Below are 23784 nucleotides of genomic sequence, written 5' to 3'. Positions count from 1 at the left end.
TGCGTACCGTGGCGGCACCCCCCATCGGAGGAGTTCCCATGGCACACACCCCACCTGCCCGGATCGGCAAGGTCGTCGGGGCCAGCCTGGTCGGCACGACGATCGAGTGGTACGACTTCTTCCTGTACGGCTCGGCCGCGGCCCTGGTCTTCAACAAACTGTTCTTCCCCACCTACGACGAGCGGGTCGGCACGCTTCTCGCGTTTCTCACCTACGCCGTCGGCTTCGTCGCCCGGCCCCTCGGCGGGCTCGTCTTCGGCCACTACGGCGACCGGCTCGGCCGCAAGCGGCTGCTCGTCATCAGCCTGCTGATGATGGGCGGCGCGACGTTCCTGATCGGCCTGCTGCCGACGTACGCCACCCTGGGCGTGGCCGCGCCCCTGCTGCTGACCCTCCTCCGCCTGGTGCAGGGCTTCGCCCTCGGCGGCGAGTGGGGCGGCGCGGTGCTGCTGGTCTCCGAGCACGGCGACCCCCGCAACCGGGGCTTCTGGGCGTCCTGGCCGCAGGCAGGCGCTCCCGGCGGCAACCTGATCGCCGTCGGCGTGCTGGCGCTGCTGGCCGCGGTGCAGCCGGACGACGCGTTCCTCGCCTGGGGCTGGCGGATCGCGTTCCTGCTGTCCGGCGTGCTCGTGCTGATCGGCCTGTGGATCAGGATCACGGTCACCGAGTCGCCGGTGTTCCAGGAGGCGCTGGCCCGTCAGGAGCCCGCGCCCACCGCGCCCATCCTCGGGGTGCTGCGCCACCACTGGCGCGACGTGCTGGTGGCGATGGGCGCCCGGATGGCCGAGAACGTCTCCTACTACATCATCACCGCGTTCGTGCTCGTGTACGGCACCACCACGGCGGGCCTGCCCAAGGGCACCGTGCTCAACGCCGTGCTGATCGGCTCGGCGATCCACTTCGTCACGATCCCGCTGTGGGGCGCGCTGTCCGACCGGCTCGGCCGCCGGCCGGTCTACCTGCTCGGCGCCGTCGGCGTGGGCCTGTGGGCCTTCGCGTTCTTCCCGCTGATCGACACCAAGAACTTCGCGTTGGTCACCGTGGCCGTGACGGTCGGCCTGGTGCTGCACGGCGCGATGTACGGCCCGCAGGCGGCCTTCTTCTCGGAGCTGTTCGCCACGCGGATGCGTTACTCGGGCGTGTCGATCGGCTACCAGCTCGCCTCGATCGCGGCCGGCGGTGTGGCCCCGCTGATCGCGGTGGCGCTGCTCGACGCGTACGGATCGAGCGTGCCGGTCTCGGTCTACGTGGTCGTGGCGGCGGTGCTCACCGTGGTCGCGGTGGTCGCCTCCAGGGAGACCCGCGACCGCGACCTGTCGGCGATCGAACCGGCCTCCGGCTCCGCCCGGGCCGCTGTCATCACGAAAGAGGCCTGATGCGAGGGAAAGACATGATTCGGCGCGGGCGTCTCGCCGGTCTGGCCGCGCTGACGGCGGCCCTGCCCCTCGTGGCCGCCGCCCTTCCCGCCCGGGCCACGCCGCCCGGGGCGTGCCCGGCGGTGATCGTGCCGGGCGCGGAGAAGCAGGTGACCGCCTGCCTGGCCGACCTCACCACGAAGGGCACGCCGGCCTCCGGGCACACCGACCAGGCGGACTGGTCGGGGCTCAACTCGGCCGGGGCCGTCAACCCCTCCGGCGTCCCCGGCACGCAGATCGACGGCTACTTCCCCGACACCTCGAAGGGGAACACCAACCACGGCTGGAACCACGACGCGCAGTTCGTGATCCGGCTGCCCGAGCGGTGGAACGGCGGCCTGGTGGTCGCCGGGTCGCCGGGCAACCGGGAGACCTACGCCAACGACTTCACGATCTCCGACTGGGCGCTGGCGAAGGGCTACGCGTACGCCGCGACCGACAAGGGCAACACCGGCCCGGCGTTCTACCGCGACGGCGTACGGCCCGGGGACGCGGTGGCCGAGTGGAACCGCAGGGTCAGCGAACTGGCCGTCGCCGCGAAGGCCGTCGTCCGGCAGCGGTACGGCAGGCCGGCCCGCACGACGATCGCGGCCGGCCAGTCGAACGGCGGCTACCTGGTCCGCTGGCAGATCGAGAACCGCCCCGACCTGTTCGACGGCGGCGTCGACTGGGAGGGCACCCTCTTCACCCCCGAAGGCCCCAACCTGCTGACGTTCCTGCCGTCCGCGCTGCGCGCGTACGCGAAGGGCGACACCGCCGGGATCGCGGCGGCGGGCTTCGCCCCCGAGTCCGACTTCCTGTGGCCGTTCCACTACCAGTACTACTGGGACTTCACCCAGCGCGTCTTCCGCGAGGAGTTCGACCCCGCCTACGACGGCGACACCGAGGCGGGCACGCCGTTCTGCGCCTCCGGCACGCCCGGCTGCGACACCGACTACGACTACGCCTCCCGGCCCGCGGCCGTGAAGCAGGCGATGGCGCGGGTGAGCCTCACCGGGAAGATCAAGAAGCCGCTGGTCATCGTGCACGGCACCCTGGACGCGCTGCTGCCGATCCGCGTAGATTCCGACGTCTACGCCAAGATGATCGCCGACCGGCACCGCGACCGGCTGCTCCGCTACTACCGGGTCGAGGACGGCACCCACGTCGACAGCCTCTACCCTGCCTTCCCCGACCGGCTGCGGCCTCTGCTGCCCTGCTTCCGCAGCGCGTTCACCGCGCTGGAGGCGTGGATCGGCAGGGGCACGACACCGCCTCCGAGCGCCACCCTGCCCCGCCCGGCCACGGGCGATCTCGAGAACACCTGCACACTGGGAGCAACACCATGACCCTGCCCGTCACGGCCGAGCGGATCCGCACGGACCGTCTCACCCTGAACGTCCTGTCCGTACCCGGGACGTCGGGCGAGCCGGTGCTGTTCGTGCACGGCAACGTCTCCTGCAGCGCGTTCTGGCGGTCCACGATGGCCTCGCTCGGCGAGGGGTTCCGGCCGTACGCGGTGGACCTGCGGGGGTTCGGCGGCTCAGATCCCGAGCCGGTGGACGCGAGCCGGGGCGTGCGCGACTACTCCGACGACGTGCTCGCGCTGCTCGACCGGCTCGGGCCCGTGCACCTCGTCGGATGGAGCCTCGGCGGCGGGGTGGTCATGCAGGTCCTGCGCGACCGGCCGGCCGCGGTCCGCAGCCTGACGCTGGTCAACCCCGTCTCGCCGTACGGCTTCGGCGGCACGACGGGCGTGGACGGCACGCTCAACTCGCCCGACGGCGTGGGCTCGGGCGGCGGCGGGGCCAACCCCGAGTTCGTGCGGCTGCTGCGGGAGGGCGACCGCTCGGACGGCTCCCCGCTCTCGCCCCGGTCGGTGCTGCGCGCCACGTACGTCGCGCCCGGCACCGACCTCGGCGAGGAGGAGGACGCGTTCGTCGAGTCGATGCTGTCCACCCGGGTGGGCGACGACCACTACCCCGGCGACTTCCTGCCCTCCGACGTCTGGCCGAACCTCGCGCCCGGCAAGCGCGGCGTGCTCAACTCGATCGCGCCGACGAACTTCCGGATCGACGACCTGCACGAGATCGACCCCAAGCCGCCGATCCTGTGGATCAGGGGCGACCAGGACGTGATCGTGTCGGACACCTCGCTGTTCGACCTCGCGCATCTCGGCGCGATCGGGGCCGTGCCCGGCTGGGACGGCACGCCCGCCCAGCCGATGGTCGCCCAGACGCGGGCCGTCCTGGAGCGCTACGGCGCCTACCGCGAAGTGGTCGTCGAGGGCGCGGGCCACGGCCCGCACCTGGACCGGCCCGCCGAGTTCCGCGCGGCCCTGCTCGCCCACCTGCGGGGCTGATCCCCTTTTGGTCCCCGGCCGGTCCTTTCAGCGGCGGTCGCGCAGCACCCGTACGGCGAGGCGGCGCAGCGGCGAGGGCGCCCGCGGCGGGGTTCCGGCGGGCAGGACGGACGCCTGCCCGCCGCGGCGGATCGTCAGCCCGAACAGCAGGTCGACGTCCTTCTGCCCGATCCGCAGGGCAGGCCGCCAGAGGCCGGGGCCGAGGCAGTCGTCGCCGCCGAGCCGGCTCACCGGCACCCGCGCGACGAGCTGCCCGGCCACCCGGCCGGGAATCCCCGGCTCGACCAGCGCGGGCACGACCATGCTGCGCCCCCGCCCGTCCTGCTCGCGCAGCACCAGCTCGGCCGGCGGGCCACCGCTCGGCGGCACGTACGGCACGGGCACGACGACGAAGACGTGCCCCTCCTGCCGGGCCACGGTGGCCCGGGACGAGACCAGCGCGATCGACTCGGGGAACGACCTCGGCTCCACGCACACGCCCAGCTCGCCGCGTTCCGACCAGCACGGCACGACCAGCCGCCCGGGCTCCCCGGCGAGGGCGCCCGCGCAGCTCATCGGATGCGTGGGGCGGACGATCCGGGCCCGGCCCCCCGGCAGGCCTCGCAGGCGCACGTGGATCTCCCACAGCCCGGCGGGCAACGACCGGCCGAGGGCCGCCGAGCCGACGTCGAGGCGCGCCTGGCCGTTCACCCAGACCCGCGCCTGCCCCTCACCGACCGCCCGCCCCCGGCCGCCCGCCGCCTGACCCGCCGCGCCCTGACCCACCGTCGCTTGGCCCACCGTCGCCTGGCCGACCGAGCAGTCGACCGGCAGGGCATACGTCACCCCGGTCTCCGCGTGCCGTACGCAGACCTCCACCCGCGCCCGGCGCACCGCCTCGGTCACGTCGGCCTCCTCGTCGCCGAGCAGCCCGTCGAGCAGCCCATCCAGGGCCGCCGGCGGCGTCCACAGCAGCCGGTCGCCGCGCTGGCGCAGCCAGAGCGGACTCCCGCCCGGCCGCAGCACCTCGACGCTCAGGTCGAGCAGGAGCGCGCCCCGGTCCCAGCGGAGCCCGCGCAGTTCCGCGCTGATCCCGGTGCCCCGCGACGCCTCGGCGAGGGCGAGCAGCGCGTCGAGCCGGTCCTGCCGCAGCAGCGCCGTACGGGCGCGCAGGTGCGCGGGCAGGTGGACGTCGAGCTCCGGGGGAAACCGGTCGAGCGTGAACCGGCGCAGGAAGGAGAACAGGACCATCCGCTCGTCGGGCTCGGCGGCGAGGAAGCGCGGCCCCGCGAGACGGCGCAGCCCGAGCGCCCGGTACCAGTGGGCGTGGATCCGCCGGCGCTGGGATCCCGGCTCGGTGCAGGCGTCCACCACGTCGAAGACCGCGTTCAGCCCGTCGAAGAGCGCCTCGGCGTCGAGCCGCTCCTCCCCCGCCGTGCCCGGCGCGGCCGGGCCTAGATGACAGCAGATCTCATCGGACAGCACCGCGACCACCTTCGCGGCGAGGTACGCCCGGGTCACGAAGGCCTGCTCCGACAGCGGCCGGTCGGCGAAGCGGAGCTGACAGGTCTCCAGGAACTCCCGGCTGAACAGCTTGTGCGCGGTGGGCAGCGCGAGGAGGTGGTCGCGCAGCACGTCCGCCCGGTCGTGGTCGCGGGCGAACGCGGCCGGGGGCGGTCCGCCGTCGGCCAGCCTGCCGATCAGGACGTCGGCGTCGGTCTCCACCGCCCGGTCGTACATCCGCTCCAGCGCGTGCGGCTCCAGCCTGTCGTACTGGCCGAGCAGGTAGACGTACTCGCCGCGGGCCACGGACAGGCCGACGTTGCGCCCGCGCGCGGGCGAGCCGGTGTGGTCGAGGTGCAGGACCCGCACGTTTCCGCGCTGCCCGGCGATGGCGTCGAGCCGCCTGCGGGTCCCGTCCGTCGACCCGTCGTCGGCGAAGACGACCTCGTACTCGTCCGGTGGCAGCGACTGCTCCAGCACCGAACGCACGGCGGCACCGAAGTCGTCGTTCGAGAGCCCGGGGTTGGACACGGGCATAACCACGCTGACCTTCACACCCATGAGGCCAAGGGTGCAGCGCGGGCCCCGCCGGACGCGCGGGCTTGCCGAAGGATCGACCAACCCTGACCAGAGTTTCGCGGAGCCGTCCGGCGGATCAGGAGTGTCTGATAAATGCTGCCCGTCGCGAGCGGGGATCCAGGTGGATGCATCGCAAGGCGGAGGAGGAGCCGATAACAGCGTTATCGGCGACGACTCCGGGCCCCGCGGAGATTCCGAGCCTGCGAGGAATCTTCGTGGGTGGGGCGACAACGCAGCGAGGCGCCGCCTGGGCCACGCGCAGCAGGGCTTGATTTATCAGACACGACCTAGTACCAGCCGGTGGACTGGGAGTGGGCCCAGGCGCCGCAGGGCGTCTTGTAGCGGCCGGCGATGTAGCCGAGCCCCCACTTGATCTGGGTGGCGGGGTTGGTCTGCCAGTCGGCGCCCGCGCTCGCCATCTTGCTGCCGGGGAGCGACTGGGGGATGCCGTACGCGCCGCTGTAGCGGTTCATGGCCCGCTCGTTCCAGTGGCTCTCCCTGTCCCACAGCTTCTCCAGGCAGCCCCACTCGCCGCCCCAGCCGCGCGCCTCGGCCATCTGCTTGCCGAGGGCCTTGTTGCTGCCGGGGTCGGGGGTCGAACCGGGCGGGAAGTTCGCGGGCGGCAGGCCGGCGCCGCCGGGGGCCTTCTCCACGATGTCGACGGGGTCGAGGACCTTAGAACGGTCGCGGGCCTTCTCCAGCCGGTCCTTGCGCAGGGCCTGGACCGCGTTCTCCTTCAGCGTGTCGGCCTCGGGGTCGGGCTTGGCGGGGTCGAGGGCCAGGAAGTCGCCCGGCTCCAGGGGCTTGGCGGGCGCGTTGGCGTGGTCGACGGCCGTACGGACCGTGTAGAACGTCCCCCCCGCGAGCACGGCCACCGAGACGCCGAGGATCGCGATCCGCTTTGGTGTCAGCCAGCCGGGGCCGGAACGGCCGTTTCCGCCCCGTCGGGACCGGGAGGCGCGGGGGCGATCCTTCAACTGCTGACCAGAGCTCACGGCCAATGAGCTTGCCCTGTCCCGGGGGGTGGTCCGCAACCGAATCGTGGTACCTGTTTGGTGACGTCTTGACCCCACCACCGATCACATGCGCTTTCCCCGCCGGTGTGATTTTGGTCACACCTCGTCTCGTGACAACCCGGCATCGATATTGGGACGAATAGGGGAATCATTGTGTACGTCGCATAATGACCAGGTGGCAGGCATTCTCCTGGTCGAAGACGACCCTTCGGTCCGCACCGGGCTCGAACTCGCGCTCACCCGGCAGGGCCACGCGGTGACCGCGTACGCCACGGGCGAGGAGGCGCTCGACCACATACGCACCCGGCGTCCCGAGATCGCGATCCTCGACGTCATGCTGCCGGGCATCGACGGCGTGGAGGTGTGCCGCCGCATCCGCAGGCTCGACCCCCTGCCGATCATCCTGCTCACCGCCCGGGGCGACGACCTCGACGTGGTGGTCGGGCTGGAGGCCGGCGCGGACGACTACGTGGTCAAGCCGGTCGAGCCCCGCGTGCTGGACGCCCGCATCCGGGCCATCCTGCGCCGGCTGGAGTCTGCCTCGCCCGACCGGCTCGTCTTCGGCGACCTGGTGATCGACCGCGGCGCGCTGAAGGTGAGCCTGGCCGGCCGGGAGATCCACCTCACCCCGACCGAACTGCGCCTGCTGCTCGAACTGGTCCGCCGTCCCGGCCAGGTCCTCACCCGCCGCTATCTCCTGCGCGCCGTCTGGGACCACACGCACGTGGCCGACTCCCGGCTGGTCGACGCCTGCGTGCAGCGCATCCGCGCCAAGGTCGAACCGGTGCCCGCCGACCCCGTCTACATCCACACCGTGCGCGGCTTCGGATACCGCTTCAGTCCGCCATGACCTGGCTGCCCTCGGGGCTGCGGGGGCGGCTGGTGATCACCTTCCTGCTGGTGGCGATCACCGCCTCCGCCGTCGTCACCGGCCTCGGATACCAGATCGTCCGCCGCGGCCTGCTGGACCGCGCCGAGCGGGGCGCGGTCGCCGACGTGCGCGAGACGCTGTCCAGGACCACCCTGCCGATCGGAGTGAGCGACGTGGTCTGGCCGAGCGACGCCACCGTCACCGAGGACGACCTCGGCCAGGTCGTGCACGCGCTGGAGGCGCCGGAACGCACCGTGATCGTGACGTACGGCCGGCTCCTGCGGACCAGCCCCGGCTTCGAGTTCACCATCGCCGACGTGCCCCGCCGGCTGCGCGAGCAGGCGGCCGGGCGGCTGGTCCACCAGCGGGTGCTCCTCAGGCGCCGGCCGTGGCTGATCGTGGCCACGCAGATCCAGCGGGAGACCGGCCAGGGGGTGGTGCGGCCGACCGGCCTGACGGCGTACGTGTTCGTCCCCCTGTCGGAGGAGGACGCCGTCCTCTCCCGCCTGCGGACGGCCCTCGCGCAGGCCGGGGGGATCACCCTCGTCCTGGCGTTGACCCTGGCCCTGCTGTCGGCCCGGCGCGTGCTGCTGCCGGTGCGCCGGCTCGGCGCCGCCGCCCGCGCGCTCGGCTCGGGCGACCTGCACGTCCGGCTGCCCGTACGCGGCAGGGACGAACTGGCGGAGCTGACCGCGACGTTCAACGAGACGGCGGCGGCGCTGGAGGAGACGGTCGGCGAGCTGCGGACGCTGGAGTCGATGTCGCGCCGGTTCGTCGCCGACGTCTCCCACGAGCTGCGCACCCCGCTGACGGCGATGACGGCGGTCACCGACATGCTCTCGGAGGACGCCGAGAACCTGCCGGACGACGCCGGGGAGGCCGTCCGGATCGTCGTCCGCGAGATCGGCCGGCTCCGGGTGCTGGTCGAGCACCTCATCGAGATCAGCAGGCTGGACGCGGGCGCCGCCAGGCTCCACCGGGAGACCGTCGACGTGGGCGACGCCCTGGCGGACTGCCTGGAGGTGCGGGGCTGGGCCGACAAGGTGAAGCTCACCGTGCCCGTCGGCCTCACGTTCTCGCTGGACATCCGGAGGTTCGACGTGATCGTGGCCAACCTCGTCGGCAACGCGCTCAACCACGGCGCGCCGCCGGTCGTGGTCACCGCCCGGGTGCGCGTCCGCCCCGACGCGTCGAGGGGCCTGGAGGTGACCGTGCGCGACCACGGGAAGGGCATCCCGGAACACGCCCTCCCGCACGTCTTCGAGCGCTTCTACAAGGCGGGCGCCGACCGGGCGCGGAGCGTGGGCAGCGGCCTCGGCCTGGCCATCGCCAGGGCCAACGCCGAGTTGCACGACGGCTCGGTCACGGCGGAGCGCCGCGAGCCCGGCATCCTCTTCCGGCTGTGGATCCCCACGCCATGACCGGTATCGGACACGGCCGGGGACGGCGGGCCGGGACGGCGGGCCTGCGCGCAACCCTGCGCACGACCCTGATCGCCACCCTGCTCACGGCCCTGCTGGCGGCCTCCGCGGCCTGCGGGGTCGGGCCGAGCGAGGTGGTCGACGCCGGCCCGGCGCCGGCCATCAGCGGCACCCCGACCCTCGTCACGATCTACCTGCTGCGGGACGGCAAGCTGCGGCCCGCCCGCGTCGCGGCGCGGTCCGCGCACGTCAACGACGTCCTCGACGCGTTGTTCAAGGCGAGCGGACGGCCCGCGAACCGCCTGTCCACCGCGCTGACCGGGCTTTCACCGGCCCAGACGCAGCTCGTGAGGTACTCGCCGTACGAGGGCAGCCGCAACGACCCGGACAGCACGCTGAGCCTGCGCGTGCGCCTGTTCGTCAGCGGATGGAAGATCTCCAGGGCGGCCATGGCCCAGATCACCTGTACGGCCCGGCTGAGCCCGGAGGTCTGGGCCGTGGAGATCGCCCACGTGGCTCCCGGCAGGAACGGGCGGCTGAAGGCCCACACCTGCCGGGAGTACTGGGACCTGGCCCCCGAGGACGGCCAGCTCCCACCCTGACGGGGATCAGAGCGTGATGTTCTCCAGCATCTCGGTCACCAGGGCCGCGATCGGCGACCGCTCGGACCGGGTCAGCGTGATGTGGGCGAACAGCGGGTGGCCCTTCAGCTTCTCCACCACCGCGAGCACGCCGTCGTGCCGGCCCACCCGCAGGTTGTCGCGCTGGGCGATGTCGTGGGTGAGCACGACCCGGGAGTTGGCCCCGATGCGGGACAGCACGGTCAGCAGCACGCCGCGCTCCAGCGACTGCGCCTCGTCCACGATCACGAACGCGTCGTGGAGGGAACGGCCGCGGATGTGGGTCAGCGGCAGGACCTCCAGCATGCCCCGGTCGATGACCTCCTCGATGACCTCCGGAGTCGTCACCGCGCCCAGCGTGTCGTAGACCGCCTGGGCCCAGGGGCCCATCTTGTCGTTCTCCGTGCCGGGGAGGTAGCCGAGCTCCTGGCCGCCCACGGCGTACAGGGGACGGAAGACGATGATCTTGCGGTGCTGGCGGCGCTCCAGCACCGCCTCCAGGCCCGCGCACAGTGCGAGCGCCGACTTGCCGGTGCCCGCGCGGCCGCCCATCGAGACGATGCCGACGTCGGGGTCCATCAGCAGGTCGAGCGCGATCCGCTGCTCGGCGGACCGGCCGTGCAGCCCGAAGACCTCCCGGTCGCCCCTGACCAGCCGTACCGACTTGTCCGGCATGACGCGGCCGAGCGCCGAACCGCGGCTCGACAGCAGCCGCAGACCGGTGTGGCACGGCAGGTCGCGCGCCTCGTCGATGTCGGCCGTGCCCGCGTCGAAGAGCGTGTCCATCTCCTCGGTGGTGACCTGGAGTTCCGCCATGCCGGTCCAGCCCGACTCGACCACCATGCCCGCGCGGTACTCCTCCGCGCAGAGGCCGATGGACGCGGCCTTGACCCGCATCGGCAGGTCCTTCGACACCAGCACCACGTCCGCGCCCTCGGCCGCGAGGTTCTGGGCGACGGTCAGGATGCGGGTGTCGTTGTCACCCAGGCGGAACCCCGCCGGGAGGCAGGATGGATCACTATGGTTCAACTCGACCCGGATGGTCCCGTCGCCGATCGGCATGGGCTCATCCAGCCGTCCGTGCCGCACTCTGAGGTCATCGAGGAAGCGGAGCGCCTCCCGGGCGAAGTAGCCGAGCTCCGGGTGGTGACGCTTGGCCTCCAGTTCCGTGATGACGACGATCGGGACGACGACCTCGTGCTCGGCGAAGCGGCTCAGCGCCGCCGGGTCGGCGAGCAGGACGGAGGTGTCCAGAACGTAGGTGCGGGATGTGGACGGGTTGCTCGAGGACACTGCCACGCGTTCTCCCCCGGGCGCCTGAGGCCGGCGCCCTGCCTTGACTGGTGGTGACCGGACCGGGCCCGTGACCTGCGAAGGCAGACCGGGTCTCCGGCCCTCCCCGCATGGTGGTCGCGCAAGGACGGGCCCTCTCCCGAGGTGGTGACCGCCGATCCTCTCGACGGCCGCTCAGCTACCACGGTACGTAACGAAAGTCCCCAGCCCAATAGGTTTAGGCAGGTTAAAAGGCGCTGGTCACGTACCGTCTCAGGAGCCGTACCGACGGTGTCGCGCGGCGTACGAGCGGAGCGCCCGCAGGAAGTCGACTCTGCGGAAGTCAGGCCAGTAGGCCTCGCAGAAGTAGAACTCGGAGTGGGCGCTCTGCCAGAGCAGGAATCCGGAGAGTCGCTGCTCTCCCGAGGTCCGGATGACGAGGTCGGGGTCGGGCAGGCCGCGCGTGTAGAGATGCTCCGCGATGTGCTCCACGTCGAGGACCTCGACGAGGTCCTCGATGCTCGCGCCCTTGCTGGCGTGCTCCTGGAGGAGGGAGCGCACCGCATCAGCGATCTCACGCCTTCCTCCATACCCAACGGCAACGTTCACAATCAGGCCGGGGCGATGCGATGTGGTTTCTTTCGCGTGTTTGAGGACACGAGCCGTGTGATCGGGCAGAAGGTCCAGCGATCCCATCGGGTTGACGTGCCAGCCCTGGTCCACGAGATCCTGCACGAGGTTCTCGATGACCTGGAGCAACGGCCCCAGCTCGGCCTTGTCCCTGGAGAGGTTGTCGGTGGACAGCAGCCACAGCGTGACGTAGCCGACGCCGGCCTCCCGGCACCACCCGAGCAGCTCGGAGATCTTGTCGGCGCCCTTCTGGTGGCCCCGGCTGACGTCGTGCAGGCCCATGGCCCGCGCCCACCTGCGGTTGCCGTCGACGATGACGCCGACGTGCCGGGGAATCCGAGCGGAGGACAGCTTCCCTTCGAGCCTGCGCTCGTACAGCTTGTACACGAGATCGCGCATGCTCATGCGACCCTCTTCCTCACGACCGGTGGGGGGTTCGGTCACCAATTATCGCGGGCTGCGCGGCGTGCCCCGCCCGCTCTCCTCCGGCTTCCCCGGCGCGCGGGCCGTACGCGGAAGTCAGCCGAGCCGCTCGACCAGGGCGTGGTACTCGTCCCACAGCTCCTTCGGCATGTGGTCGCCGAACGTCTCGAAGTGGGGCGGGATCAGCGCGGCCTCCTCACGCCACACCTCGGGGTCGACGCCGAGCAGCAGCTCCATGTCCCCGGGCGCGATGCCGAGGCCCTCGGTGTCGATCCCGTCCGGCACCTTGCCGATCGGCGTGGGCACGGCGCCGGCCACGCCGTTCAGCCGCTCGACGATCCACTTGAGCACCCGGCTGTTCTCGCCGAAGCCGGGCCACAGGAAGCGGCCGTCCGCGTCCTTGCGGAACCAGTTCACGTAGTAGATCCTGGGCAGCTTCTCCGGGTCGGCCGACTCGCCGACGCCGATCCAGTGCGCGAAGTAGTCGCCCATGTTGTAGCCGCAGAACGGCAGCATCGCGAACGGGTCGCGGCGCAGTTCGCCGACCCTGCCCTCCGCCGCCGCGGTCTTCTCCGACGCCACGTTGGCGCCCATGAAGACCCCGTGGCGCCAGCTCAGCGACTCGGTCACCAGCGGCACGGCGGTCGCCCTGCGCCCGCCGAACAGGATGGCCGAGATCGGCACGCCGGCCGGATCCTGCCACTCGGGGGCGATCGTCGGGCACTGCTCGGCCGGGGTGGTGAACCGGGCGTTCGGGTGGGCGGCGGGCTCGCCCGACCCGGGCGTCCAGTCGCGGCCCTTCCAGTCGGTGAGGTGCGCGGGCGGCTCGTCGGTGAGGCCCTCCCACCAGACGTCGCCGTCGTCGGTCAGCGCGACGTTGGTGAAGATGCTGTTGCCCCACAGCGTCTCGATCGCGTTGGCGTTCGTCGTCTGTCCGGTCCCGGGCGCGACGCCGAAGAAGCCGGCCTCCGGGTTGATCGCGTACAGCCGACCGTCGGCGCCGAAGCGCATCCAGGCGATGTCGTCGCCGATCGTCTCGACCTTCCAGCCCGGGATCGTGGGCTGGAGCATGGCGAGGTTGGTCTTGCCGCAGGCCGACGGGAAGGCGGCCGCGATGTACCGCGCCTCGCCCTCCGGCGGCGTGAGCTTGAGGATCAGCATGTGCTCGGCCAGCCAGCCCTCGTCGCGGGCCATCACGCTGGCGATCCGCAGCGCGTAGCACTTCTTGCCCAGCAGCGCGTTGCCGCCGTAGCCCGAGCCGTACGACCAGATCTCGCGGGTCTCCGGGAAGTGGCTGATGTACTTGGTCCGGCTGCACGGCCACGGCACGTCGGCCTGACCGGGCTCCAGCGGCGCCCCCACCGAATGCACCGCCCTGACGAAGTCGTTGCGCTCCTCGATGAGGCGCAGCGCCTCCTCGCCCATCCTCGTCATGATCCGCATCGACACCACGACGTACGGCGAGTCGGTGATCTCGACGCCGAGCTGGGAGAGGTCGCCGCCCAGGGGGCCCATGCAGAACGGCACGACGTACATCGTCCGGCCCCGCATGCAGCCCCGGAACAGCGTGGCGAACGTCTCGCGCATCTCGTCCGGCGCGATCCAGTTGTTGGTCGGGCCCGCGTCCTCCTCGCGCTCGGAGCAGATGAACGTGCGGTCCTCCACCCGGGCGACGTCGCCCGGGTCCGAGGCCGCGTAGAAGCTGTTGGGACGCTTGGCGAGCCGCCGGAAGGTGCCCTGCTCGACCAGAAGGTTGGTCAGGCGCGTCCACTCGGCCTCCGAGCCGTCGCACCATTCGACGCGGTCCGGCTGGGTCAGCTCCGCGATCCGGCTCACCCAGGCCGCCAGATCGCTGTGAGTGGTGGGCGTCGGCACATCTACTGAAATGGACACGGGGGCGGCTCCTTAATCTCTCAGGGCCAGAGCGTCATTCGCGGCGAACGGCCGCCGAAGCCGATTGGAGTAGACCATCGCGTTTCCACTCCCGTGCAATTCGGTGCCATTCTCCATCACGGCCCCCGACGGTATCCGCCCAGGCAGGGGCCGTGATGTTGTGCGACCTTACCCACTCGGGCCCTGTCGAAAAAACGTCTTTCCCCTCCTTACCCGCCTCACCGGCGTTACACATTGGTATAGACCGATCGCAATGGTTTAGACCTCTGCGCAAATTGGTTCAGTCCAATCCGCCGGGGCCCTCCGCCCTGACCCGGTCGACGTGCTGGAGGGCATCGCGCAGGTCAGCGAGCCAGTTGTCGGTGTGCTTCCCGACCAGCCGGACGCACCAGGCCAGCGCGTCGCTGCGGCTGCGCGCCACACCCGCGGCGACCAGGGTGTCCAGCACCTGCCGCTCCGGCTGGCGCAGGCGGGTCATGACCGGCACGGAAAGAGTGGTGAACATCACTGTCTCGTCACCGGCGACCACCCCCCAGGACACCTTGCGCCGGAAGCGGTGCTCGGCCTCCCGGGCGATCTCGATCCTGCGCTCGCGGGTCTCCTCGCGGAAGCGTTCGACGTATCCCTCGACGGCCGCGGCCCGTTCGAGGTCGGGCAGCCCCTCGGCCACCGACAGCGGCGGCAGGGTCCCGAGCACGGTGATCTCCTCGCGGTCCACCACGACCTCCGGCCGGCCGGCGAACCACGTCTCCGGCAGGCGGCCGGCGAACCACGCCTTCAGTTGTTCTTCTGCATCCATGTAATCAAGATTACAACGCTGCTCAGTCTATGGTCTGGATTGACAGGTACTAGTTTTTGACAGTTACTATCAATTCATGGCCTCTCTCACTTTTCGTTGGTGGGCGCTCGGCGCCCTCGTGCTGAGCGTCCTGGTCATAGGGATGGACGCGACGGTGCTCAACGTGGCATTGCCGACGCTGGCGGCCGACCTGGGCGCCACGACCGGCGACCTGCAGTGGATCGTGGACGCGTACCTGGCTCCGTTCGCCGCGCTGATGCTTCCTGCGGGCGCGCTCGGCGACCGCTTCGGCCGCAGGCGGCTGCTACTGGCCGGGCTCGCGGCCTTCGGGATCGCGTCGGTGTTCGCGACGTACGCGAACGGCACCGGCGCGCTGATCGCGGCCCGCGCGCTCATGGGCGCGGGCGGCGCGCTGATCATGCCGCTGTCGACCTCGATCCTGCCGGTGGTCTTCGGCCCGCGTGAGCGGGGCCGCGCGATCGCCGTCTTCACCGCCGCCCTGGCCCTCGGCCTGCCCCTCGGCCCCATCGTGGGCGGCTACCTGCTCGACCGCTTCTGGTGGGGCTCGATCTTCCTCGTCAACATCCCGGTGGTCGTCGTGGCGGCGGCCGCGGCGGCCGTGTTCATCCCCGAGTCCCGTGACCCCGCCGCGCCACGGACCGACGTTCCCGGCGCGCTGCTGTCGGTGACGGGCCTGGCGGCACTGGTGTACGGCGTCATCGAGGCGCCGGCCCGCGGGTGGGGCGACGCCCGCGTCCTCGCCGGCCTGGCGGCCGGGGTGGTGCTGCTGGCGGCGCTCGTCCGGGTCGAGGCCCGCGTCCGGCGGCCGATGCTGGACGTCGGACTGTTCCGCAGCAGGGTCTTCGTGTGGGGCGCGGCCGGCGCCACGTTCGTGAGCCTCGGCATGTCGGGCGTGCTGTTCGTCGTCCCCCAGCACCTGCAGGCCGTGCTCGGCCACGACGCCTTCGGCACCGGCGTACGGGTGATCCCCATGGTGGCGGGGCTCATGCTCGGCGGCCTGGCCGGTGAGCGGCTCACCGCCCCCCTCGGCCTGCGCGTGGTGATGCCGGCGGGCCTGGTCGTGCTCGCCGCCGGCTTCGTCCTGGGCGCGACGACCTCGGTGTCCTCCGGGTACGGGTTCGTCGCGGCCTGGCTGGCCGTCCTCGGCGCGGGGGTGGGCCTGGCCATGGTCCCCGCCATGGACGGCGTGCTCGCCCTGCTGCCGCAGGAGCGCTCGGGCTCGGGCTCGGCGACCCTGCAGACCGTCCGGCAGGTCGGCGGCGCGCTGGGCGTGGCCGGCCTGGGCAGCGTGCTCTCCGCGGCGTATGCCTCCGGGCTGCCCGCCGGGGCCCCGCGGGCGGCGGACGACTCGATCACCACCGCCGTGGCCCTGGCCGTCCGTACGGGCGACGCGGCGCTGCTGCGGGCCGCCCGCGAGGCGTTCGTCGACGGCATGGACCTGGTCCTGCTGCTGTGCGGGGGCGCGTCCGCGGCCGCCGCCGTCCTGGTGGCCGTCTTCCTGCCGGGGAACACGGCCAGGAGCGGAAAGACGGCAGAATCGGGTCATGAGCTCACCACAGCGCGCTGACCGGAACTCCGCCGCCTCCACCAGCGCTGTCACGAGCCTGCGCGAGCGCAAGAAGGCCAAGACCCGCCGGACCATCCAGGAGGAGGCCCTGCGGCTGTTCGCCGAACAGGGCTACGAGGCCACGACGGTCGAGCAGATCGCGGAGGCCGCGGAGGTCTCCCCCAGTACGTTCTTCCGGTACTTCCCCACCAAGGAAGACGTGGTCATCCAGGACGACTACGATCCGATGCTGCTGGAGGCCATCAGGGCCCAGCCGCCGGACCTGCCCCCGCTGACCGCCCTGCGCGCCGCGTTCCGCACCGCCTTCGAGTCGATCGGCCCGGAGGAGCTGGACCAGATGCTCGCCCGGATCAAGCTCACCACCTCCGTGCCCGCCCTGCGGGCGCGGACCGTGGAGGGACTGTTCGCCACGATCGAGCTGCTCGCGGCGGCCATGGCGGAACGCTCCGGCCGCGATCCGCGCGGCCCCGCCGTACGGACGCTCGCTGGGGCGGTCCTGGGAGTCATCCTCACGGCCCTGTTCGGCTGGGTGGAGCAGGACGGCAGGACGCCGCTGCTCGTCCTGATCGACGAGGCGCTCGGCTACCTGGAGGCCGGCCTGCCGGTCTGATCGGGCGCCACCCGCAGGACGATCTTCCCCTGGATGTGCCCGCGCTCCGCCCGTTCGTGCGCCTTCGCGGCCTCGGCGAGCGGGAAGACCGAGTCGACGCCCACGCGCAGCCGGCCCTCTTCCAGCAGTCGTGCCAGCTCGGCCAGCTGCCCGCCGTCCGAGTGGACCTGGCCGCGCCGGAAGGAGATGCCCAGGTCGGCCGCCCGCTCCTGGTGGTACTCGGCGTAGAAGATCGGGCTGATCACGCCCCCGCGCCGCAGCACCGGCAGGAACCGGTGGGCGTCCGGCCCGCCCACGGTGTCGATGAGGACGTCCACGTCCCGCACCTCGTCCTCCACCCGCGTGGTGGTGTAGTCGAGGAACTCGTCCACCCCCAGCTCGCGCAGGAACGTCTCGTGCCGTCCCGAGGCGACCCCGATCACGTACGCGCCCTTGATCTTGGCGAGCTGGACCGCGAAGTGGCCGACCCCGCCGGCGGCGCCGTTCACCAGCACCCTGCGGCCCTCGTCGAGCTTGATGTGATCGACGATGAACTGGTAGGCGGTGAGCCCCGCCATCGGCACGCCGGCCGCCTCTACGTGGCTGAGCGAGGCCGGCTTGCGCGCCAGGTGCGACGCGGGCGAGGTCGTGTACTCGGCATAGCCCTTCCCCCCGTTCTCCAGGGAGGGGAAGCGCACGAGGCCGAACACCTCGTCGCCCTCCCGCCACTCGGTGACGCCGTGGCCCACGGCGGCGACCGTCCCGGAGACGTCCGAGCCCGGCGTGTACGGCAGAGGGAGCGTGGGCCGGATGTCCTCGGGGATGCCGGCGAAGCCCCGGCGGGCGTACCAGTCGGGCGGGTTCACGCCGGCCGCGTGGACGCGGACGAGCACGTCTCCGGGCCCCGGCTCGGGGCGGGGAAGCTCCTCCACCGTCAGAACGCCGGGTTCGCCGATCCGGTGCATGCGGACGGCCTTCATCGCGGGCATCGATCCTCCTGGAGGGACGATTCGGAGCGGTGCTCCAGATAATAAGCGGAGCGCTGCTCCGTATGTCAACGGCCCAGATGCCGGGGTGCGAGGATCGACGCATGACGGACCGGCAGCAGCGCGCGGACGCGCGGCGCAACCACGGGCGCATCCTGGAGGTCGCCAGGATCGTCGTGGAGGAGCAGGGGACGCAGGCGTCGCTGCGTGACATCGCGCGCCGTGCCGAGGTCGGCATGGGCACCCTCTACCGGCACTTCCCCACCAGGGAGGCCCTCCTGGAGGCGTTGCTGCGGCAGCGGTTCGACCACCTCGCGGCCAGGGCGGGAGAACTGGCCGGCGGCGGCGACCCGCACGCGGCGCTGCTGGAGTGGCTGCGGGAGTTCGTCGACGGAGCGGCCGCCTACCGCGGCCTGTCCGCCTCGATGATGACCACGATCGGCGACGAGAGCTCTCCCCTGCACGCATCGTGCGCGGCGATGCGGGAGGCCGCGGGACGGCTGCTGCGGCGTGCCCAGGACGACGGCCGCATCCGGCCGGACGTCACGAGGATCGACCTGTTCGCCTTGGTGAACGCCGTCGGCTGGATCGCCGAACAGGCGCCGTCCCTCGCCGCCCGGCGGGACCACCTGTTCTCGCTCGTGATGGACGGCCTCGCGGCCGACGGGGTCAGCGGACCCGGGCGGAGACCTGAGGGCTGACCCGGACGACTCCGGCGAGGTTCTTCGTGTAGACGTCCGCGATCTTCACGACGTCGCCGGTGTGCGGGGCGTGCAGCATCTTCCCGTTGCCCCAGTAGATGGCGACGTGCGAGATGTAGCCGGGGTTGGTGGGATCGTTGCGCCAGAACAGCAGGTCGCCCGGCTGTGCCTGCGACAGCGGCACCTGCGGCCCGGTGACCCACTGCTGGTACGTCACCCGCGGCATCCGCACGCCCGCCTGCGCGTACGCCCACTGCACGAGCCCGGAGCAGTCGAAGCTGTCCGGCCCCTCGGCGCCCCAGACGTACGGCCGGCCGAGCTTGCCGACGGCCGCCTCCAGCGCCACCTTGAGCTGGTCGGCGGACATGAACGCGGTCGACGGCCACACGGTGCGCCCCTTGGGCGTGACCACCACGGGGTTGATCGTGGCGACCTGGCTGCCCTTGGGCAGGATCTTCAGCAGGCTCCGGCGGAGTTTGGCCGAGTCGACCTTCGGCGCGCTCACGACGAGGGCGTTGCCGTCCGGGACGCCGAGCGCCGCCGCCGTGTTCTTCGAGACGATCGCGGCGATCGAGCCCATCCCGACCGTGGCGTACGCGCCGATGCGCAGGCGCCTGCCGCCGCCCTCGACGACGGACCCGAGCTTGACCCCGCCGTCGTGGCCGAGTTCGAACGAGACCGCCATGTCCCCGGCCGCGATGTTGCGCCACAGCCCGTCGGTGGCGGCCGTCACCTTCGGCGTGTACGCGCGGAACGTGGACGGGTCGACGCCCATCGTCTGCACGCGCTTGCCGTCCACGGTCACGTCGGCGGCGCCGGTCACCTCGGCGTCCGCGACGCCCTTGACCCGGCGCACCTTCTCGACCAGTTCGGCGGGCAGCGGCTGGTCGGCCACCACGAACAGGTGCGGGCGGATCAGGCGCCCCAGCGGCGCCACCTGCGCCGACGGGCTCTCCGGCGGGCCCGCCGCCGGGTTCTGAGCCGTTGCGGGGGCCGTCCCGGCGCGGTCCTGCCGCGCCGCCGCCACGTAGCCGTGGGCCGTACGCCGCTGGGAGACCCCCGCGGTCGCATCGGGGTTCGCGGTGCCGGACGTGAGTTCGCCGAGCGCGAGGACGTCGGCCGCCAGCACGCACACGAGCAGCACGGCGATGAAGGGGACCGTCCTGCGCAGCCCGGCGGCCCGCCGGGTGAGGCTGTGCCGTCCGAGGTCGCGCCGGGGAAGCCGCGGCCGGTACGCCAGGTCCTGACGCGCCTCGAAGACCGCTACGGCGAGCTTCCTGCGGACACGGGTGGATAAGCGCGCTCGGCGTTCGAGCACGATCTCACCCCTTCCGCAGCGAATGCTTCGTTCCACGACGAGATTGCCGTACGGCCGGGAATAGCGCAATCGATTGCAGAATTCCCGGCCGGGGCGAAAAGGGACAAGGCCCCTGGGTCGCGGCCCCTAGTTGCCGACGTACGGCACGGCCTCGAGGATCTCGACGGTGTTCTGCCTGCCGTTGGGCATCGTGTAGGTCGCCTGCTCGCCGACCTTCTTGCCGTTGATGGCGGACCCGAGGGGAGAGTTCGGCGAGTAGACGTCGATCGGAGCGCCGCTCTCCTCGCGGGAGGCCAGCAGGAAGGTGACCTCCTCGTCGTCGCCGTCGAAGCGGACCGTCACGGTCATGCCGGGTCCGACGATGCCTTCGGCGCGGGGAGCCTCACCGACCCTGGCGCTGTCCAGGATCTGCCGGAGGTGGAAGATGCGGGCCTCCATCTTGCCCTGCTCGTCCTTGGCGGCGTGGTAGCCACCGTTCTCCCTGAGGTCACCCTCTTCCCGGGCGGCTTCGATCTTCTTGGCGATGTCCGTGCGACCCGGGCCCGAAAGGTACTCGTACTCCTCCTTGAGGCGGTCGTACGCCTCTTGCGTCAGCCAGGTGACGTTGTCGTTCTGGGAGACGGCCACGGGCTCTCCTTGTTTCCGTAAGTGACTCGAAAGGCTAACGAGTTAACGCCTTCGAACGCTTCCCCAAAGATTCCACTATACGAGATCGCAGTAGTCGACATGTACCGCTGTGGCCTGCGCGCTCGTCCTCACCCGCTCGGTGAACTCCAGGTCCGACCGGCCCCGCGGAAGGTCCACCTCGCGGCTCCCGACCTCCAGGTGCCTGGTGTCGAGCGCCTGGATCCGGCACGTCGCCGCCCGGCCCGCGGGCTTGTGCACGGTGAACGTTATTACGGCGGAGTCCGGAGCGCTCGCGTCGAATGTGATCACCTGGGCGCTGACGGCCGGGTTCCCGTTCGCGCGGAGCAGGACGTAGCCCCAGCCGCCCGCGATCAGCGCCACGACCAGCGCCATCACGACGTACGGCACGAGCCGGCCGGGCCGCGCCGGGCGTGGCGCGAAGTCGTCCGGCGTGCCGAGCACCGGGCGTGTCCCCCCGCCGCCGGCCTCATCGGTGGGCATCGCGGAATCTCCCTGAGGTTTGTCGGTGTTGTGCGAGACGATCGTCCGCACAGGGGACCGTGCCGGCGCGGGCCATGCCGGTCCGGTACGCACGGTCACATAGAAGCTAACCTCTTTGACAGCCAGAGGACACCATGAGGAGAGCCGTGAGCGCACCGTTGAGGCTGATGGCCGTGCACGCGCACCCCGACGACGAGTCGAGCAAGGGTGCCGCCACGATGGCCCGCTACGTCGCGGAGGGCGCGGAGGTCCTCGTCGTCACCTGTACGGGCGGTGAACGCGGCTCGATCCTCAACCCCAAGATGGACCGGCCCGACATCCTCGAGAACATGGGCGAGGTGCGCCGGCAGGAGATGGAGAAGGCCCGCGAGATCCTCGGCGTGCGGCAGCGCTTCCTCGGGTTCGTGGACTCCGGGCTGCCGGAGGACGAGAACGAGCCGCTGCCGGAGGGCTGCTTCGCGCTGCAGTCGCTGGAGGCGGCCTCGGCGCCACTCGTCGCCGCCGTGCGGGAGTTCCGGCCGCACGTGATCCTCACGTACGACGACAACGGCGGCTACCCGCACCCGGACCACATCATGACCAACCGGGTGTCGGTCGAGGCGTTCGAGGCGGCGGGCGACCCCGACCGCTACCCGGGCACCGGGGAGCCGTGGCAGCCACTGAAGCTCTACTACCACATGGGCTTCACCAGGGAGCGGTTCGAGGCGCTGCACAACGCGATGACCGAGCGCGGCATCGGCTCGCCGTACGCCGACTGGATCGCCCGGTGGGAGGACCGCCCGGAGAAGTGGGAGGTCACGACCAGGGTTCCGTGCGGGGAGTACTTCGAGCTTCGCGACCTCGCCCTGCTCGCACACGCCACCCAGGTCGACCCCGACGGCTTCTGGTTCGTCTGCCCGAGGGATCTCCAGGAGGAGATCTGGCCGACCGAGGACTACCACCTCGCGCGGTCGCTGGTGGACACCACGCTGCCCGAGGACGACCTGTTCACGGGGATCCACGCGGAGGCCGCCCCTGCCCGCTCGTAAGCTGGACGGGTGGACGCAAACACCTACGGGCCTGGTCTCCTGGGCTTCCTCGTCGTCGCCGCGATCGCCGTCGCCCTGTTCCTCCTGCTGAAGAACATGAACAAGCAGATGAGGAAGATCCAGGTGCCGGACGACCGCCGCGAGGACGACCGCCACGGGAACGGACCGGACGCGTGAGCGCGGCCGTCGAGGTCGTCGCCGACCCGGCCGCGTCGCGCTACGAGATCCTGGTCGACGGGATGGTCGCCGGGTTCGCGCAGTACCGGATGCGGGACGGGGCGATGGTCTTCACGCACACCGAGGTCCGCGGCGAGTACGAGGGCCGGGGGCTGGGCGGCCATCTGGTGGGCGCCGCCCTCGACGGCGCGCGTACGGCGGGGCTGCGCGTCGTGCCCCTGTGCTCGTTCGTGGCCTGGTACATCCAGCGGAATCCGGAGTACCGCGACCTGGTGGACGACGACTACCGGAACCTGGTCGACGCCGCCGGGTGAACCCGTCAGTCCGGCAGGGCGGGGCCGGAGGACCAGGCGCGCTCCAGCGCCTTGGGCAGGCCCCACCAGCCGAGCGGGGTCAGCACCTCCGCCCGGTCCACGATGCCGAGATGCGCCCACAGCGGGGTGACCGCCGTGAACAGCATCTCCGTCGCCTCCAGGTCCTCCGGCTCGTCCGGGTCGACGTCGACGTCCTCGGAGTCGGCGATGAACCGGGCGATCCGCTCGGGTGAGGCGAGCACGCCGGGGCCGTACCGGACCAGAGTGATCACCGAGGCGAGCCAGTCGGCGTGGTGGATGGCGCACAGCGAGGCCAGTATCGAGTCCTCGTGGCTGAGATCGCCCTCCATGTCGAAGAACCGGGCCGCGTCCTCCTCGTCCGGGAGGTCGGAGATCGGCGCGGCGATCCCGGCGGCGACCGTGAGCCACAGGTCCTCGTCCCGTTCCGGCAGGTCGCCCTCCTCCAGGCCGGCGCACGCGCGCAGCACGTTGCCGGGGTAGCCGGGCCGGCCCAGCGTGACGCGCAACCGGCGGGCGGCCATACGGAGGTCGGCCTCGGGGAAGGGCGGCTCGGGCAGGTCGTCGAGCACCCGCCGCAGCTCGCTCAGCGCGAAGGCCTCCTCCTCGTCCCAGGCGGCGTACAGCTCCTTGTCCTGCTCGTCGTTGACCACGACGTTGGGCACCCGGCCGTCGGGGAGCGGCGTGCCGAGCCAGCGTTCCTGGAGTTCCTCGTAGGCGTGACGGGCCCCGGCGTCCCCGGCGGCCAGCGCGTCCGCGTCGATCTCCCCCGCCGCCAGGCGCTCCTCCAGGAACTCGACCAGCCGCTCGTACATCTCGGTGGCCACCGGGCCGCGCTCGCTCTCCTCGGGCCACAGGAAGTAGCTGCGGGTGAGCATGATCGGCTCGGTGCCGCTGGACTCCAGCCAGCGCTGCACCTCGCCCACCGTGGCCACGCCCGACTCGATGCTGGTCAGCACCGCCTTGGCGGACTCCCAGAACGTGACCGACAGCGGATTGCCCACGGCGAACAGCTGCCGCCGCAGGTCGGGAAGGGCGACCAGGGCCTGCCCCGACGGCACGGCCAGCAGCACCCGGGCGACGTCCCGCCGCGTCATGGCGGCCGCCGGGCGCCCCGAGTGCCTGACCGCGAAGTCCAGATCCAAGCCCACGTCCTGTGAGCCTACGCCCGGACG

The 23784-nt window shown here is 71.7% G+C and carries 23 protein-coding genes; 12 read left to right on the top strand and 11 right to left on the bottom strand.

What is annotated here, in order from left to right; genetic code table 11:
• Positions 1-38: 38 nt before the first annotated feature.
• The 3 genes from HHX40_RS30715 to HHX40_RS30705 are packed head-to-tail and all read left to right on the top strand — an operon-like array spanning position 39 to position 3756.
• Complete coding sequence (locus HHX40_RS30715; protein ID WP_182883364.1) at positions 39-1376, top strand: MFS transporter; 1338 nt, start codon at positions 39-41, stop codon at positions 1374-1376.
• A 14-nt stretch (positions 1377-1390) separates the two neighbouring features.
• On the top strand, positions 1391-2743 hold the full coding sequence (locus HHX40_RS30710; RefSeq protein ID WP_259404045.1) for a 3-hydroxybutyrate oligomer hydrolase family protein: 1353 nt from the start codon (positions 1391-1393) through the stop codon (positions 2741-2743).
• Complete coding sequence (locus tag HHX40_RS30705; RefSeq protein ID WP_182883362.1) at positions 2740-3756, top strand: alpha/beta fold hydrolase; 1017 nt, start codon at positions 2740-2742, stop codon at positions 3754-3756. Before HHX40_RS30710 ends, HHX40_RS30705 begins: the two co-directional genes overlap by 4 nt.
• 27 nt (positions 3757-3783) lie before the next feature.
• Here the strand turns inward: HHX40_RS30705 and HHX40_RS30700 are convergent, their stop codons facing one another.
• Positions 3784-5799, bottom strand: a complete 2016-nt coding sequence (locus HHX40_RS30700) for a glycosyltransferase family 2 protein (protein WP_182883361.1) — start codon at positions 5797-5799, stop codon at positions 3784-3786.
• A gap of 305 nt (positions 5800-6104) precedes the next feature.
• On the bottom strand, positions 6105-6794 hold the full coding sequence (locus HHX40_RS30695) for a lytic transglycosylase domain-containing protein (protein WP_225311981.1): 690 nt from the start codon (positions 6792-6794) through the stop codon (positions 6105-6107).
• Between the two features lie 214 nt (positions 6795-7008).
• Here HHX40_RS30695 and HHX40_RS30690 point away from each other — a divergent pair, with 214 nt between their 5' ends.
• The 3 genes from HHX40_RS30690 to HHX40_RS30680 are packed head-to-tail and all read left to right on the top strand — an operon-like array spanning position 7009 to position 9727.
• Positions 7009-7683, top strand: coding sequence for a response regulator transcription factor (locus HHX40_RS30690; RefSeq protein ID WP_117409270.1), 675 nt, complete (start codon positions 7009-7011; stop codon positions 7681-7683).
• Entirely contained in the window at positions 7680-9125 is a 1446-nt protein-coding gene (locus tag HHX40_RS30685) for a sensor histidine kinase (RefSeq protein WP_182883359.1), read from the top strand. The genes HHX40_RS30690 and HHX40_RS30685 overlap by 4 nt, the downstream gene beginning before the upstream one ends.
• Entirely contained in the window at positions 9122-9727 is a 606-nt protein-coding gene (locus HHX40_RS30680; protein WP_182883358.1) for a hypothetical protein, read from the top strand. Before HHX40_RS30685 ends, HHX40_RS30680 begins: the two co-directional genes overlap by 4 nt.
• 6 nt (positions 9728-9733) lie before the next feature.
• Here the strand turns inward: HHX40_RS30680 and HHX40_RS30675 are convergent, their stop codons facing one another.
• From HHX40_RS30675 to HHX40_RS30660, 4 genes are all read right to left on the bottom strand, one after another.
• Positions 9734-11044 carry a PhoH family protein gene (locus HHX40_RS30675; RefSeq protein WP_182877657.1) on the bottom strand — a complete coding sequence of 437 codons (1311 nt, stop codon included), beginning with the start codon at positions 11042-11044 and terminating at the stop codon, positions 9734-9736.
• Positions 11045-11290: 246 nt separating this feature from the next.
• A complete protein-coding gene (locus HHX40_RS30670) occupies positions 11291-12052 on the bottom strand; it encodes an isoprenyl transferase (protein ID WP_182877656.1) in 762 nt (253 codons plus the stop codon).
• 114 nt (positions 12053-12166) lie between these two features.
• Entirely contained in the window at positions 12167-13963 is a 1797-nt protein-coding gene (locus tag HHX40_RS30665) for a phosphoenolpyruvate carboxykinase (GTP) (protein WP_182883357.1), read from the bottom strand.
• 280 nt (positions 13964-14243) lie between these two features.
• On the bottom strand, positions 14244-14762 hold the full coding sequence (locus tag HHX40_RS30660; RefSeq protein WP_117409275.1) for a hypothetical protein: 519 nt from the start codon (positions 14760-14762) through the stop codon (positions 14244-14246).
• A 76-nt stretch (positions 14763-14838) separates the two neighbouring features.
• On the opposite strand from HHX40_RS30660, the gene HHX40_RS30655 reads away from it, so the two are divergent.
• Both HHX40_RS30655 and HHX40_RS30650 read left to right on the top strand, forming a co-directional pair.
• Positions 14839-16350 (top strand): DHA2 family efflux MFS transporter permease subunit, encoded by a 1512-nt coding sequence (locus HHX40_RS30655; RefSeq protein WP_182883356.1) that lies wholly within the window; start codon positions 14839-14841, stop codon positions 16348-16350.
• Positions 16328-16960 (top strand): TetR family transcriptional regulator, encoded by a 633-nt coding sequence (locus HHX40_RS30650; protein WP_182883355.1) that lies wholly within the window; start codon positions 16328-16330, stop codon positions 16958-16960. The genes HHX40_RS30655 and HHX40_RS30650 overlap by 23 nt, the downstream gene beginning before the upstream one ends.
• Here the strand turns inward: HHX40_RS30650 and HHX40_RS30645 are convergent.
• Positions 16933-17928 carry an NADP-dependent oxidoreductase gene (locus tag HHX40_RS30645; RefSeq protein WP_259404044.1) on the bottom strand — a complete coding sequence of 332 codons (996 nt, stop codon included), beginning with the start codon at positions 17926-17928 and terminating at the stop codon, positions 16933-16935. The two genes, HHX40_RS30650 and HHX40_RS30645, sit on opposite strands and share 28 nt — an antisense overlap.
• Positions 17929-18029: 101 nt before the next feature.
• On the opposite strand from HHX40_RS30645, the gene HHX40_RS30640 reads away from it, so the two are divergent.
• A complete protein-coding gene (locus HHX40_RS30640; RefSeq protein ID WP_182883354.1) occupies positions 18030-18626 on the top strand; it encodes a TetR/AcrR family transcriptional regulator in 597 nt (198 codons plus the stop codon).
• Here the strand turns inward: HHX40_RS30640 and HHX40_RS30635 are convergent.
• From HHX40_RS30635 to HHX40_RS30625, 3 genes are all read right to left on the bottom strand, one after another.
• Positions 18595-19944: a C40 family peptidase gene (locus HHX40_RS30635; RefSeq protein ID WP_310738358.1), complete on the bottom strand. Its 1350-nt coding sequence runs from the start codon at positions 19942-19944 to the stop codon at positions 18595-18597. The two genes, HHX40_RS30640 and HHX40_RS30635, sit on opposite strands and share 32 nt — an antisense overlap.
• A 126-nt stretch (positions 19945-20070) precedes the next feature.
• On the bottom strand, positions 20071-20571 hold the full coding sequence (gene greA / locus HHX40_RS30630; protein WP_117409279.1) for a transcription elongation factor GreA: 501 nt from the start codon (positions 20569-20571) through the stop codon (positions 20071-20073).
• A 75-nt stretch (positions 20572-20646) separates the two neighbouring features.
• On the bottom strand, positions 20647-21072 hold the full coding sequence (locus tag HHX40_RS30625) for a DUF4307 domain-containing protein (protein WP_182883353.1): 426 nt from the start codon (positions 21070-21072) through the stop codon (positions 20647-20649).
• Between the two features lie 146 nt (positions 21073-21218).
• Here HHX40_RS30625 and mca point away from each other — a divergent pair, with 146 nt between their 5' ends.
• Genes mca through HHX40_RS30610 form a run of 3 tightly spaced genes read left to right on the top strand, consistent with a single transcriptional unit; the run spans position 21219 to position 22591 of the window.
• Positions 21219-22100, top strand: coding sequence for a mycothiol conjugate amidase Mca (mca, locus tag HHX40_RS30620; protein ID WP_138461783.1), 882 nt, complete (start codon positions 21219-21221; stop codon positions 22098-22100).
• A gap of 9 nt (positions 22101-22109) precedes the next feature.
• Positions 22110-22277: a hypothetical protein gene (locus HHX40_RS30615; RefSeq protein WP_165900854.1), complete on the top strand. Its 168-nt coding sequence runs from the start codon at positions 22110-22112 to the stop codon at positions 22275-22277.
• Positions 22274-22591, top strand: coding sequence for a GNAT family N-acetyltransferase (locus HHX40_RS30610; protein ID WP_182883352.1), 318 nt, complete (start codon positions 22274-22276; stop codon positions 22589-22591). Before HHX40_RS30615 ends, HHX40_RS30610 begins: the two co-directional genes overlap by 4 nt.
• A 5-nt stretch (positions 22592-22596) precedes the next feature.
• Here the strand turns inward: HHX40_RS30610 and HHX40_RS30605 are convergent, their stop codons facing one another.
• Positions 22597-23760 (bottom strand): hypothetical protein, encoded by a 1164-nt coding sequence (locus HHX40_RS30605; protein ID WP_310738357.1) that lies wholly within the window; start codon positions 23758-23760, stop codon positions 22597-22599.
• Positions 23761-23784: the final 24 nt, after the last annotated feature.

Source organism: Microbispora sp. H10949, assembly GCF_014161435.1.
GTDB classification, from domain to species: Bacteria; Actinomycetota; Actinomycetes; order Streptosporangiales; family Streptosporangiaceae; genus Microbispora; species Microbispora triticiradicis.
Note: the sequence above shows the minus strand (reverse complement) of the source record. Positions and strands in the feature narration are given on the sequence as shown.